The sequence below is a fragment of the Bradyrhizobium sp. SZCCHNS3002 genome, from assembly GCF_032377435.1.
Taxonomy (GTDB): Bacteria; Pseudomonadota; Alphaproteobacteria; order Rhizobiales; family Xanthobacteraceae; genus Bradyrhizobium.
Genome location: NZ_JAUHHY010000001.1, coordinates 169891 through 182568, shown reverse-complemented (window position 1 = coordinate 182568; position 12678 = coordinate 169891). Strand labels below are relative to the sequence as shown.

The 12678-nt window shown below is 65.4% G+C and carries 12 protein-coding genes; 1 reads left to right on the top strand and 11 read right to left on the bottom strand.

Annotation, left to right across the window (positions count from 1 at the left end; translation table 11 throughout):
* Window positions 1-12: 12 nt before the first annotated feature.
* The 3 genes from QW845_RS00830 to QW845_RS00820 form a co-directional block, all read right to left on the bottom strand.
* Complete coding sequence (locus QW845_RS00830; RefSeq protein ID WP_315799783.1) at window positions 13-1410, bottom strand: pyruvate dehydrogenase complex E1 component subunit beta; 1398 nt, start codon at window positions 1408-1410, stop codon at window positions 13-15.
* 30 nt (window positions 1411-1440) lie between these two features.
* Window positions 1441-2463, bottom strand: coding sequence for a pyruvate dehydrogenase (acetyl-transferring) E1 component subunit alpha (pdhA, locus tag QW845_RS00825; RefSeq protein ID WP_315799782.1), 1023 nt, complete (start codon window positions 2461-2463; stop codon window positions 1441-1443).
* A gap of 232 nt (window positions 2464-2695) precedes the next feature.
* Window positions 2696-2944, bottom strand: a complete 249-nt coding sequence (locus QW845_RS00820) for a hypothetical protein (RefSeq protein ID WP_315799781.1) — start codon at window positions 2942-2944, stop codon at window positions 2696-2698.
* Here QW845_RS00820 and QW845_RS00815 point away from each other — a divergent pair.
* Window positions 2943-4622, top strand: a complete 1680-nt coding sequence (locus QW845_RS00815) for a methyl-accepting chemotaxis protein (RefSeq protein ID WP_315799780.1) — start codon at window positions 2943-2945, stop codon at window positions 4620-4622. The two genes, QW845_RS00820 and QW845_RS00815, sit on opposite strands and share 2 nt — an antisense overlap.
* Before the next feature lie 133 nt (window positions 4623-4755).
* Here QW845_RS00815 and QW845_RS00810 read toward each other — a convergent pair whose 3' ends face one another.
* From QW845_RS00810 to eno, 8 genes are all read right to left on the bottom strand, one after another.
* Window positions 4756-5073 (bottom strand): septum formation initiator family protein, encoded by a 318-nt coding sequence (locus QW845_RS00810; protein WP_315711657.1) that lies wholly within the window; start codon window positions 5071-5073, stop codon window positions 4756-4758.
* Window positions 5074-5151: 78 nt separating this feature from the next.
* Window positions 5152-5862 (bottom strand): GNAT family N-acetyltransferase, encoded by a 711-nt coding sequence (locus QW845_RS00805; RefSeq protein WP_315799779.1) that lies wholly within the window; start codon window positions 5860-5862, stop codon window positions 5152-5154.
* A gap of 26 nt (window positions 5863-5888) precedes the next feature.
* Window positions 5889-6680, bottom strand: a complete 792-nt coding sequence (locus QW845_RS00800; RefSeq protein ID WP_315799778.1) for an aldolase — start codon at window positions 6678-6680, stop codon at window positions 5889-5891.
* Window positions 6681-6814: 134 nt separating this feature from the next.
* Window positions 6815-7372: an NADPH-dependent FMN reductase gene (locus QW845_RS00795; RefSeq protein ID WP_315799777.1), complete on the bottom strand. Its 558-nt coding sequence runs from the start codon at window positions 7370-7372 to the stop codon at window positions 6815-6817.
* Window positions 7373-7516: 144 nt separating this feature from the next.
* Window positions 7517-8686: a serine hydrolase gene (locus QW845_RS00790; RefSeq protein WP_315799776.1), complete on the bottom strand. Its 1170-nt coding sequence runs from the start codon at window positions 8684-8686 to the stop codon at window positions 7517-7519.
* Between the two features lie 215 nt (window positions 8687-8901).
* Window positions 8902-9897, bottom strand: a complete 996-nt coding sequence (locus QW845_RS00785; protein WP_315799775.1) for an MBL fold metallo-hydrolase — start codon at window positions 9895-9897, stop codon at window positions 8902-8904.
* Between the two features lie 120 nt (window positions 9898-10017).
* A complete protein-coding gene (locus tag QW845_RS00780; protein WP_315799774.1) occupies window positions 10018-11157 on the bottom strand; it encodes a zinc-binding dehydrogenase in 1140 nt (379 codons plus the stop codon).
* A 32-nt stretch (window positions 11158-11189) separates the two neighbouring features.
* Complete coding sequence (gene eno, locus QW845_RS00775) at window positions 11190-12473, bottom strand: phosphopyruvate hydratase (protein WP_315799773.1); 1284 nt, start codon at window positions 12471-12473, stop codon at window positions 11190-11192.
* Between the last annotated feature and the right edge of the window lie 205 nt (window positions 12474-12678).

Here is a 12678-nt window from a genome sequence, read left to right as displayed (position 1 = left end):
GTGGGATGTCCCTTAGCGGTAGCAGACGGACTTGGCGGCCTGCACGACCTCCGCCGCCGACGGCAGCGCGAGCTTCTCGAGGTTCGCCGCGTAAGGCATCGGCACGTCCTTGCCGGATACGCGCGTCACCGGCGCATCGAGATAGTCGAAGGCGTGCTCCATGATGCGCGCGGCGATCTCGGCGCCGACGCCGCTCTGCGCCCAGCCTTCTTCCACCGTCACCGCACGGCCGGTCTTCTTGACCGAGGCGACGATGGTCTCGGTGTCCATCGGACGCAGCGTGCGCAGGTCGATCACCTCGGCCTCGATGCCCTCCTTGGCGAGCTCATCGGCGGCCTTCAGCGCGTAGGTCATGCCGTTCGACCACGAGATGATGGTGACGTCCTTGCCGCTACGGGCGATGCGCGCCTTGCCGATCGGGATCACGTAGTCGTCGAGCTTGGGCACCTCGCCGGAGTGACCGTAGAGCACCTCGTTCTCGAGAAAGATCACCGGATTGGGATCGCGGATCGCGGCCTTCAACAGGCCCTTGGCGTCCGCGGCGGAATACGGCGCGATCACCTTGAGGCCCGGGATGTGCGAGTACCAGGACGAGTAGTCCTGGCTGTGCTGCGCGGCAACGCGGGCGGCAGCGCCGTTCGGACCGCGGAATACGATCGAGCAACCCATCTGGCCGCCGGACATGTACAAGGTCTTGGCCGCGGAGTTGATGATCTGGTCCATCGCCTGCATGGCGAAGTTGAAGGTCATGAACTCGACGATCGGCTTCAGGCCGGCCATCGCGGCACCGACGCCGATGCCGGCGAAACCGTGCTCGGTGATCGGCGTGTCCATCACGCGGCGGGCGCCGAACTCCTGCAGCAGGCCCTGGGTGACCTTGTAGGCGCCCTGATATTCGGCGACCTCCTCGCCCATGATGAAGACGTCGCCGTCGCGGCGCATCTCCTCGGCCATCGCGTCGCGCAGCGCCTCGCGGATGGTTTGCGTCACCATCTCGGTGCCCGCGGGCACCTCGGGATCGGGCTCGGCCACGCTCTGCGGCGCAGCCACGCCGGTCGGCGCAGGCGATGCCGACACCGAAGCAGCCGGCTCGGCCGGCGGCGCCGACTGCGCGGCCTTCATCTCGGCTGCAGGCGCTGCCGCCTTGCCGAGATCGGCGGCGGTCTCGCCGTCGGCGAGGATGGTCGCAATCGGCGTATTGACCGCGACGTCGGCAGTGCCTTCGGGGATCAGGATCTTGCCGAGCGTGCCCTCGTCGGTCGCCTCGACCTCCATCGTGGCCTTGTCGGTCTCGATCTCGGCGATCACGTCACCCGACTTGATCGCCTCGCCTTCCTTCTTCAGCCATTTGGCGAGATTGCCCTTTTCCATCGTGGGCGACAGCGCAGGCATCAAAACTTGAATAGGCATATCAGCTCCAGAGAAACAGCTTGCGCGCGCTCAGCGATAAACGTCGGTGTAGAGCTCGGCGACATCGGGCTCGGGATCGGCTTGCGCGAAATCGGCGGCCTCGTTGACGATCTTGCGCACGTCGGCATCGATCGTCTTGAGATCCTGCTCGCTGACCTTGGCCGCCAGCAGGCGGTTGCGCACCTGCTCGATCGGATCCTGGTCGTGACGGACCTTCTCCACCTCCTCGCGGGTACGGTACTTGGCCGGGTCCGACATCGAGTGGCCGCGATAGCGGTAGGTCTGCATTTCCAGGATGTACGGACCCCTGCCCTCGCGGCACCACGCGACCGCCTTCTCGCCGGCGGCCTTCACCGCGCGGACGTCCATGCCGTCGACCTGCTCGCCCGGGATGTTGAAGGAGATGCCGCGCTTGGAGAAGTCGGTCTGCGCCGAGGCGCGCGACACCGCCGTACCCATGGCATAGCGGTTGTTCTCGATGACGTAGATCACCGGCAGCTTCCAGAGCTCCGCCATGTTGAAGCTCTCATAGACCTGCCCCTGGTTGGCCGCGCCGTCGCCGAAATAGGCGACGCTGACCGAGTCGTTGCCGCGGTAGCGGTTGGCGAGCGCAAGGCCGGTGCCGAGCGAGACCTGGGCGCCGACGATGCCGTGGCCGCCGAAGAAGTTCTTCTCCACGCTGAACATGTGCATGGAGCCGCCCTTGCCCTTGGAATAGCCGCCGCGGCGTCCCGTGAGCTCGGCCATGACGCCCTTGGCATCCATGCCGGTGGCCAGCATGTGGCCGTGATCGCGATAGCCGGTGATGACCTGGTCGCCCGGCTTCAGCGCCATCTGCATGCCGACCACGACCGCTTCCTGGCCGATGTAAAGATGGCAGAAGCCGCCGATCGCACCCATGCCATAAAGCTGACCTGCCTTTTCCTCAAAGCGGCGGATCAGCAGCATGTCGCGCAGCGCAGCCAATTCCTGTTCTCTGGTGAATTCCGGCGGCGGGCCGTTATCTCTGTCCTGCCCTTGTTCCTTTGCGGCGGTCTTCTTCGGTGCGGCCATGGCAATTCCGGATGAGAGAAAAAGTAGCTCTCTCTAGCTCAACTCCAGGAGACGTAAAAGGACCGCGTGGCACGTCCGAAGGCTTTGGCGTGCCGCACTGCAATGCACACGAAATATTGCAAATACAATTCCACCATTTTTGGAATCCGACCGCAGGCCGCTACAAAAAAGAGCAGCCATCTCAGCGGATGGGACGCGTCAGGCCAAGCCGACGACGCCCTCCGCGACACCCTCATCGGTGGATCTCGACGACGCCATCGGCGACCAAAAAACCCGACATATCGAACATCGGCATAACGGATATTCCGACCGAGCAGCGGCAGAGGGTCTCCGTGTTTCTACGGGCCTTCGAATCAATCAATTCTAAACCTTCCGCAACGCACAATTTTTCCGAATTCATCAACGAAATCAAATAACTCAACGGAAATCCCTGGCTGCCTGAACTGTCCGGCTGCCTCGGCCCCCGGACAGGAACGAACATGGTTCTCACCATCCCTCGCCGCTTTGCGGTTCTGGTCGCGCTATCCATCGGCGTCTGTATCGTCGCCGTCGTCAGCCAGCTGCTGGCCACCCGCACAGCCCTGGTCGAAGAGCGTAAGGCCGCGGTCGTCGGACAGGTGCAATCTGCCGTGTCGATCGTTAAGGGCTTTGCCGATGCGGCGGCGAAGGGCGCCCTGACCGCGGACGAGGCGCAGAACCGCGCCAAGGCCGTGCTCCGCGGCATCCGGTTCGGCAAGAACGACTACATCTTCGTCTACCAGCCGGACGGCGTGAACCTCGTGCTTGGCCCGAAGCCGGATTGGGAGGGCAAGGGCCTGCTCAACGAGAAGGACGCCAACGGTCTGCCTTTCGTACGCGAGTTGATCGCGGCTTCGACCCAGCCTGGTGGCGGCTTCGTCAGCTATATGTTCGCGCGCGCCGGCAGCAGCGTCCCGGTGGCGAAGCTCGGCTACACCTTGAAGGCCGATCCGTGGAACTGGGTCGTCGGCACGGGCGTGTATGTCGACGATCTCGACGAGGCGTTCTACGCCTCCGTCAAGGTGACGCTGATGTGGGCCGTCGGATTGATCGCCCTGCTGTGCGTTGCGACCCTGATGATCGCGCGCGGCCTGGTCCGGCCGCTGCAAGCGATCACCCGGACGATGACCGAGCTTGCGAACGGGAATCTCGCTGTGCAGATACCGAGCTCGGAACGGCGCGACGAGGTCGGCGAGATGGCCCGTGCCGTCGAGGTGTTCAAGGTCAATGCCGTCGCCCGCCAGCGGCTCGAAGCCGAGCAGAACGAGCTGGAGGCGCGCCAGGCCGAGCAGCGCAAGATCGATACGATGCGCCTTGCGAACGATTTCGAGACAGCGGTCGGCCAGATCATCGAGACCGTGTCGTCGGCAGCGACCGATCTGGAGTCATCGGCCCAGTCGCTCAGCGCGACTGCCGAACGCTCGAAGGGTCTCGCCACCGTCGTAGCCGGCGCCTCAGGCGCCGCCTCCAACAACGTCCAGTCGGTTGCCGCCGCCACCGAGGAAATGTCCTCCTCCGTGAACGAGATCAGCCGGCAGGTGCAGCAGTCTTCGGCGATCGCCAGTGAAGCCGTCGAGCAGGCCCGCAAGACCAATGAACGCGTGGGCGAATTGTCGCAAGCGGCGGCTCGCATCGGCGACGTGGTGGAGCTCATCAACACCATCGCCGGCCAGACCAACCTGCTGGCCTTGAACGCCACCATCGAGGCGGCGCGGGCGGGTGAAGCCGGCCGCGGCTTCGCCGTTGTCGCCTCGGAGGTCAAGGCGCTCGCCGAGCAGACCGCCAAGGCGACTGGAGAGATCAGCCAGCAGATCGGCGCCATCCAGACCGCCACCCAGCATTCGGTCACCGCCATCAAGGAAATCGGCGACACGATCGGCCGGATGTCGGAAATCGCCGCCACCATCGCAGCCGCTGTCGAAGAACAGGGCGCCGCAACCCAGGAAATCTCGCGCAACATCCAGCAAGCCGCCAGCGGCACGAAAGAGGTTTCCGCGAATGTTGCCGACGTCCAGCGCGAAGCAACCGAGACGGGGACGGCTTCGTCCCACGTGCTCAACGCCGTGCAGTCACTGTCCCAGGACAGCAACCGCCTGAAGGCCGAGGTCCACAGGTTCCTCGCCACCGTGCGGGCCGCATAAGGAGCAGCGCATCAGCGATCGTCGAAGGCCCGCGCGCAGCGCGGGTCTTCCTCGTCATGGGCTTGTCGTGCACGCGTTCGGTACGCAGACAAAGGCCAGTCTCACGACGGATGCCTCGAGGAGACCGGCTCGCTCAGTTTGGCCGGTTGATCCGGATCAGATCGCGCGGGTTGGCGTAGCCGAGCTGAAAGCGGGCGCGCTCATCGAGCATGTCGGGATCAACCCGGTCGGAGCGCAGCAGCGACACGCGCTTCTCGCCCTCGGCCCGCTCCTGCTTCAGTCGCGCGAGCTCGGAGGTCAGCGCGATGATCTCCTGGTCGAGCTCCTGGCGCGCGGTCAGGCCGTAGCGGCCGGTATAGGCGTTGATGCCGAAATAGCCGATGATGGCGGCCGCCATCGTGTAGAGGGCGAGCCCCGTCAGGAACGATTTGAGCCGCGCGCGGGAGACCATGGCCGGAAGATGGGGCACCTTGGTTAAGGATTTGCTAATCCGCCCCGCGAGGCTTCTTTACGAAGGTCGCATCACCGGTCACTGGCTGACGGATTGCCGAAGCACCGTGAAACACAAGGTGGCTCGCGACACGAAGCCGAGACGCTCATACAGCGCGATCGCGGCATGATTGTCCTCTATGACGTGGAGAAACGGCGTCTCGCCCCTGCCCCTGATGGCCGTCATCAGGGCTGTTACGAGCCTTTGGGCATAGCCACGGCCGCGATAGTCCGGATGGACACAGACCGCGCTGATTTCCGTGAACCCGTCGAGGCGCATGCGCTCCCCGGCCATCGCGGCCAGGCGCTCCCCGTCGCGAATGCCGATATAGCGGCCCAGCTCGTGGGTCCTGGCCAGGAACGGGCCCGGCTTGGTCAGCGCCGTCAGCTCCAGCATCGCCGGAATGTCACGCTGGTCGAGCGTTTCGATCACGGCATCCCCAACAGGGGCCTCGGCCTCGACCGCAACCATCTGGCGGACGCAGGCGCTGAACCAGGCGGCAAGGCCGTGCAGGTCGCCCGGAGGAGCGGGAGTCACGATCGCAACCACGTCCTTCTTGGCGAAGTCGGCGAGCTCAGACCACGCAGCATCGCTGTCGTCCGACATGGCAGCGAATGGTGCAATCGCCGCTGGATAGCGACGAGCATGCGCGGTGCCTTCCGCCAGCGCCCGGTGCCCGGTGGTCAGGGCTGACCAGACGGGACGATCCAGCGCTGCGCGCTGTTCGGCAGAAAGCTCCAATCTGGACATCGCACCAGCCTCCAGACGATCAGTCCTCAGCTCCGGTAGACCGGCTCCTCGAGGTCGAGCATGCGTTTGACGGCCTCGAGGTGCAACCGAGCCGATTCCGCATCTCCTTCGCGCATCTGGCGAGAGGCGGCTTCCGCGATTGCCGGCGCGACGGCGGTGACCTTGCGGCCGGTCGACAGCGCCAGGCACTGCACCTGGCAGGCGCGCTCGAGATAATAGAGATCGTCCCAGGCTTCGGCGATGGTCGGCGCCAGAACCATGACGCCATGATGCTTCATGAAGACGATGTCGGCGTTGCCGACCGCCCCGGCGATGCGGTCCCCCTCCCGCGCGTCGAGCGCCAGCCCGTTGTAGTTCGCGTCGACCGCGGTTCGTCCGTAGAATTTCAGCGCCGTCTGCCCGGCGAAGATCAGCGGGTCGCCTTCGGTCATCGACAGCGCGGTGGCGTAGGGCATGTGGGTGTGGAACGCGACCTTGGCCCGCGGCAACGCCTTGTGGATGCGGGCATGGATGTAGAAGGCAGTCGCTTCCGGGCGGCCATCGCCGGCAATGACGTTGCCGTCGAAATCGCACACCAGCAGCTTCGAGGCCGTCAGCTCACGAAAGGCATAGCCGTAGGGATTGACGATGAAGAGGTCGTCATAGCCGGGCACCAGCGCCGAGAAGTGGTTGCAGATGCCCTCTTCGAGCCCGTGCCGCGCCGCCATCCGGAAGCACGCCGCGAGGTCGATCCGCGCCTGCCAGACGGCCTCCGAGTCGAGATCCGGCTGGTTCGGGCCGGGCCTCGACGACGACGCGGGTGTGAACGAATGGGCCATCATGCTTCCTTGGCAATGCGCATCCTTGCGCTGGTCCGGCATGGCCTTGAAACGGATCGGGCAAGGCGCGTCAACGCCCTGCCCGCATCATACCCGTCATGCAGTTGGCGACCGCCGCACGGCGACGACCAAGGTCAGCCGTTCTGCTTGGCAACGAAGGCGGCGAAGGCATCCAGATATTGCTGCAACACCGTCTTGAGCGAATCCTTGACCAGCTCACCCTGGGCGCCGAACGCGTCGCCGACGCCATTCAGGTAGATTTCCGGCTGCCCCATGATCGGGCCCGAGATGCCCGGCATGATGTTCTGCAGGTGCTTGGCCGCCGCCACGCCGCCGAGCGGGCCCGGCGAATTGGAGATGAGGCCGACCGGCTTGCCCAGGAACGAGCTCTGCCCATAGGGGCGCGAGGCGATGTCGATCGCGTTCTTCAGCACGCCGGGGATCGAGCGGTTGTATTCCGGCGTCAGGATCAGCACGCCGTTCGAGGCCTTCAGCTTGTCGCGCAGGGCGAGCCAGTCGGCCGGCGGATTGGCTTCGAGATCCTGGTTGAAGAACGACAGGCCGTTGAGCGTGGTGACGTCGATCTTCAGGCTGGCCGGCGCCAGCTTGGCGAGCGCATTGGCGATCTTCAGGGTGAAGCTCTCCTTGCGGAGACTGCCGACGAGGGCGACGATGGCGTACGGAGCAGGCATAGGGCATCCTTTGCAGGGGAACGTGAGGGGTGCACTTAAGACACATGGGCAAGACCATGCAAGTGCATGAAAACAGCGTGTCGCGAAACTCAGCGTTTCATCGCGAGCAGGGCTCCAATGTTCCAGACCTTCGCCGCGGCGAGCTCAAGCCGTGGCTTTGAGGCTGCGGGCAAATTCAGCCACCGCCTGATGCGTCAGCCAGATCGCCTGCCCGTCGACCGGCTGCGCCCATGACGAGACCTTGGCGATCACGATGCCGTTGGCGGCATCGACGAACAGGTTCTGGCCGTGAATACCCATCGCGAACATCAGCTGCGGCTGATCGTTGATGACGTACCAGCCGCTGCGATAGTGCATGTTGCGGCTGATCGCGGCAAAACTGTCGCGCCATTGGCCGTCGCGCCAGGCCTTGATGTCGCCATTGTGCCTGATGTCGTCGAGCCAGGCCTCGGGGATGATCGCGTGCGAGCCGCGCCGCCCGCCTGACAGCACGAGCTGCCCAAGGCGCGCGAAATCGCGCAAGGTGGCGCAGAAGCCGCCGGTGCAGCGCGGCGCGCCCTTGCGATCGAGGGTGATGAAGGCCTCGCCGCTGGCCCCCATCGGCTTCCACAGCAGGCTGCCGACGAGGCTTGCGAAACTGCGGCCGGTGGCGCGCTCGATCGCCCAGCCCAGCAGATCGGTGTTGGAGGAGACGTAGCTGAAGGTGCCGCCATGCGGCGCCGACTGGGCGCGCATCGTCGCGAAGAAATCGTGCAGGTTCGGCGTGGTGCCCGGCGCGACCGGCTCCCAGCCGCTGGCGTCGGCATAGGCCTGCAGGCCGGCGCCATCGAAGACGACGCCGGCGCGCATGTCGAGAAGCTGCCGGATCGTGGCGCCGCGATAGGCCGTGGCGGCCACTTCCGGCACATAGCGCGTGACCTCGGCGTCAATGTCGAGCTCGCCGCGGCCAGCCAGGATGCCGACCATGAGGCCGGTGATCGACTTGGTCGCCGACATCAGGATGTGCGGCGTGTCGCAGTCGGTGCCGCCGTCATAGTGCTCGAAGACGATGCGGCCGTCATGCAGGATCAGCAGCCCGTCGGTCGCCGTCGCCTTCAGGAAACCGTCGAGATCGAGCGTGCCGCCCTTGGGCAGCCGCACGCTGAAATCCTCGAACGCAACCGGGCTCGCCGGCAGCGGCCAGGCGCTGCCGGGCGCGCTCTCGACGTCGGCGACCGGCAGGATCGCGCGGATGTTGTGAAAGGCCCAGCGGCTGAACGGCGCAGTGCGCCAGTTGGAGAGATCGGCGGTGGTGGGAGAGAGGTCGATCGACATGCAAGGCCCTGCGGAGTCCCGGGAACGCCTGACATAGGCGTTCGCCGGAGCGGCGGGAAGCCCGGCATTTCGCATATGCAAAACAAGCAGGCCGCATCGAAAGACGGCCTGGCACACTCCATCCCCGTCATTGCGAAGAGCGAAGCGACGAAGCAATCCAGAGTCTCAACCGACCCCTGGATTGCTTCGCTTCGCTCGCAATGACGAGGAGGAGATCAGATCACCGGATTCCACGGCGCCGGAATCAGCCGGTACTTGGCGCCGTCCTTCTCGACATAGCCCACGGAGGGGAACGAGAAGTGGAAGCCGATCACCTTGGCCTTCTCGGCGGCGGCCATGTCGTAGAACTTGTGCCGCGTCTCCTGCGCCATCGCGGCATCGGTGTCGAACATCACGTGCCAATCCGGATTGCGCAGGAACAGCTCGGGGACGTTGGTGACGTCGGCCTGGATCAGGACCCTGGCATTGCCGGAAGCGACCGCGAACGAGGTGTGTCCCGGCGTGTGACCGGGCGTGCCGAGCGCGGTGATGCCGGGCGCGACCTCCTTGTCCCACTCGTACTGCGTGACCTTGCTTTCGAGCCCGCCGAACACCTTCTTGAAGTTGGCGAAGTTGCCCTTCATCAAGTCGGTCTGCGCCTTGGCGGCGTTCTCGTCGCTATTCCAGAACGCCCACTCCTTGGCCGGCACCTTCAGCTCGGCGTTCGGAAATGCCAGCGAGCCGTCCGCGAGCTTGAGGCCGTTGATGTGGTCGCCATGCATGTGGGAAAGCACGACGACGTCGATGCTCTTCGGATCGACGCCGGCGGCAGCGAGGTTCTGCAGGGTGCGCCCGACCGCGCCCTTGCTGGCCTCGAAGGCCCCGGCGCCGTTGCCGGTATCGATCAGGACCAGCTTGGAGCCGGTGTTGATCAGTTGCGGATTGAAGGGGATCGTGATCATGCCCTTCGGCATGTAGGCGCTTTCGGCAGCCGCGAGCGCGTCGTCCTTGGCGGTGTTGACGACGAACTTGTCGGGCATCGGGAAGGTGCGCGCGCCGTCATTGACGGAGGTGCACTCGTAGTCGCCGACCTTGTAGCGGTAGAAGCCGGGGGCCTGCGCGCCGGCGGGCGCAACCGCCGCGCGTGCCTGTCCGGCCAGCGGCGGCAAGGCGGTTGCAGCTCCGGCGAGGGCCGCACCAGCCAGAAATCGACGGCGATCCAATCGGGTCATGACAAATCTCTCCTCAGTGCTCCATGCGGCTGACGCCGCCCCCCAGACAAACGGGGCGGATTGTCTCCGCATGCGGGCCAAACGCAAGCCCGTCAGCAACGTCCGAGGAGCGACGTTAGGTCACTTATCTTTGTTGGGGTCGATGAGGAATTTTTCGCCGGTAGCCCGTTTGGCGTACACGGCGAGGTTGGCCGGATCGAGCGCCTCGGACAAGGAAACGACCTTGGTGTAGTGGCTCGCAAAGGTCGTCTTCAGCTCGTCGACGACGCGCTGGCGCAGCCGCTCGGTATCCGCCTTGCCGATCTTCATCAGGAACGGAAACAGCAGCCAGCCGCCCACGCTCCAGGTCATGCCGAAGCCGCGGGTGATCTCGGTCGGCCTGACGTCGAGGCTGCCGTAGATGTAGACCTGCTTGTGCACGTTCGAGCCGTACCGGCTGTACGGGTGCTTGCCGGACTTGTTGATCGCGGCTTCCATCGCGTTGAGGATCTGGCCGGCGAGCTTGCCGCCGCCGATCGCATCGAAGGCGATGGTCGCGCCGGTCTCGACCAGCGCCGCGATGAGTTCGTCCATGAAGGTGGGCGAGGTCGAATCCACGACGTATTTGGCGCCGAGGCCGCGCAGGATCTCGGCCTGCGCCGCACTGCGCACGATGTTGACGAGCGGGATGCCGTCCTTGAGGCAGATCTTGTTGAGCATCTGCCCGAGATTGGACGCGGCCGCGGTGTGCACCAGCGCCGTATGGCCCTCGCGCCGCATCGTCTCGGTCATGCCGAGCGAGGTCAGCGGATTGACGAAGCAGGAGGCGCCCTCGGCCGGGGTCGTGCCGGCCGGCAGCGGCAGGCATTCGGAGAGCTTCAGGCAGCGATACTGGCTGTACATCGCCCCACCGATCGCCGCGACCGTGCGGCCCATCAGCGCCTTGGCGGCGTCGGAGGATCCGGTCTTGACCACGACGCCCGCCCCCTCGTTGCCAACAGGCATGGACTCGTCGACCCGGGCGGCCATCGCCCGCATCCCCGCCTCCGGCACCTTCGCGATGATGACCGGACGGTCCTTGGTGCCGGACGCTTGCATGGTCGTGAGGTCGGCAGCGCCAACGAGCAGGCCGAGATCGGACGGGTTGATCGGCGCCGCCTCGATCCGCACCACGACCTCGTCCGGCCCAGGCTCAGGGGTCGGCACGTCGACCAGCGAGAGCTCGAGCTCACCGCTGCGCTTGATCAGCGTCCGCAGTTGCAGGCCTGCCTCGACACCCATGCGCGCCTCCCTCTTCCGTGTTGCGTTCCGGATCAGGCCAGCGCCTTCAGCGCCGCCCTGCCCGCATATTTGGCCTGCGCGTCGAGCTCCTGCTCGATCCGCAGCAGCTGGTTGTACTTGGCGGTGCGGTCGGCACGCGCCAGCGAGCCGGTCTTGATCTGCCCGCAATTGGTGGCAACCGCGAGATCGGCGATGGTGGAATCCTCAGTCTCGCCGGAGCGGTGCGACATCACGGCGGTGTAGCCGGCCTTGTAGGCCATCTCGACCGCGGCGAGCGTCTCGGTCAGCGTGCCGATCTGGTTGACCTTGATCAGGATCGAGTTGGCGCGGCCGTTACGGATGCCGTCCTCCAGACGGTTCACGTTGGTCACGAACAGGTCGTCGCCGACGAGCTGGCACTTGTGGCCGATCAGGTCGGTCAGCTCCTTCCAGCCGTCCATGTCGTCCTCCGACATGCCGTCCTCGATCGAGGCGATCGGATAGCGCGCGACGAGGTCGGCGAGATATTTGGCCTGCTCCGAGCGCGAGCGCGACTTGTTCTCGCCCTCGTAGACGTACTTGCCGTCCTTGAAGAACTCGGTCGCGGCGCAGTCGAGCGCCAGCATGACGTCCTCGCCCGCGGTGTAGCCGGCCTTGCCGATCGCGCTCATGACGAAGTCCAGCGCTGCGTCCGCCGACGGCAGGTTCGGCGCGAAGCCGCCTTCGTCGCCGACATTGGTGTTGTGACCGGCCTTCTTCAGCTCGCCCTTCAGCGTATGGAAGATTTCCGAGCCGCAGCGCAGCGCTTCCGCAAAGGTCGGTGCGCCCACCGGCATGATCATGAATTCCTGGAAGTCGATCGGGTTGTCGGCGTGGACGCCGCCATTGACGATGTTCATCATCGGCACCGGCAGGGTGCGCGCCGAGGTGCCGCCGACATAGCGATACAGCGGCATGTCGTAGGAGATTGCCGCCGCCTTGGCGCAGGCGAGCGAGACGCCGAGGATGGCGTTGGCGCCGAGCCGGCTCTTGTTCTCGGTGCCATCGAGCTCGATCAGGATCTGGTCGATCTGGACCTGGTCATGCACCGACATGTCGGCCAGGGCCTCATAGACCTCGTCGTTGATGGCCTCGACGGCCTTGAGCACGCCCTTGCCGAGATAGCGGTGCTTGTCGCCGTCGCGCAGCTCGACCGCCTCATGGGCGCCGGTGGAGGCGCCGGACGGCACGGCGGCGCGGCCGACCGAGCCGTCCTCCAGGACGACGTCGACCTCGACCGTGGGATTGCCGCGGCTGTCCAGGATTTCGCGGCCGATGATGTCGACGATGGCGGTCATGGGGTCCTCGTGCGGGCTTTTCTGGTGGGCGACTTTTGCTGCGCCGCTTCTACCGCAAGGGCAGGAGGGCGAAAAGGCCAAGTGTTGCTGAAATCGAGTCTTGCTGACATCAGGTCGCGCTGACGTGAGGTCGCCGAGGGATCAGGAAGCGGATGACGCCGGCGCCCCGATTGGGTAAGAGGGCGCCTCCTCCCACCCGTGACGC

What these genes read in the sequence shown, in the direction of transcription:
- QW845_RS00830 (WP_315799783.1), bottom strand. Translation starts at nt 1,410, where the DNA reads ATGCCTATTCAAGTTTTGATGCCTGCGCTGTCGCCCACGATGGAAAAG.
- pdhA (WP_315799782.1), bottom strand. Translation starts at nt 2,463, where the DNA reads ATGGCCGCACCGAAGAAGACCGCCGCAAAGGAACAAGGGCAGGACAGA.
- QW845_RS00815 (WP_315799780.1), top strand. Translation starts at nt 2,943, where the DNA reads ATGGTTCTCACCATCCCTCGCCGCTTTGCGGTTCTGGTCGCGCTATCC.
- QW845_RS00820 (WP_315799781.1), bottom strand. Translation starts at nt 2,944, where the DNA reads ATGTTCGTTCCTGTCCGGGGGCCGAGGCAGCCGGACAGTTCAGGCAGC.
- QW845_RS00810 (WP_315711657.1), bottom strand. Translation starts at nt 5,073, where the DNA reads ATGGTCTCCCGCGCGCGGCTCAAATCGTTCCTGACGGGGCTCGCCCTC.
- QW845_RS00805 (WP_315799779.1), bottom strand. Translation starts at nt 5,862, where the DNA reads ATGTCCAGATTGGAGCTTTCTGCCGAACAGCGCGCAGCGCTGGATCGT.
- QW845_RS00800 (WP_315799778.1), bottom strand. Translation starts at nt 6,680, where the DNA reads ATGGCCCATTCGTTCACACCCGCGTCGTCGTCGAGGCCCGGCCCGAAC.
- QW845_RS00795 (WP_315799777.1), bottom strand. Translation starts at nt 7,372, where the DNA reads ATGCCTGCTCCGTACGCCATCGTCGCCCTCGTCGGCAGTCTCCGCAAG.
- QW845_RS00790 (WP_315799776.1), bottom strand. Translation starts at nt 8,686, where the DNA reads ATGTCGATCGACCTCTCTCCCACCACCGCCGATCTCTCCAACTGGCGC.
- QW845_RS00785 (WP_315799775.1), bottom strand. Translation starts at nt 9,897, where the DNA reads ATGACCCGATTGGATCGCCGTCGATTTCTGGCTGGTGCGGCCCTCGCC.
- QW845_RS00780 (WP_315799774.1), bottom strand. Translation starts at nt 11,157, where the DNA reads ATGGGTGTCGAGGCAGGCCTGCAACTGCGGACGCTGATCAAGCGCAGC.
- eno (WP_315799773.1), bottom strand. Translation starts at nt 12,473, where the DNA reads ATGACCGCCATCGTCGACATCATCGGCCGCGAAATCCTGGACAGCCGC.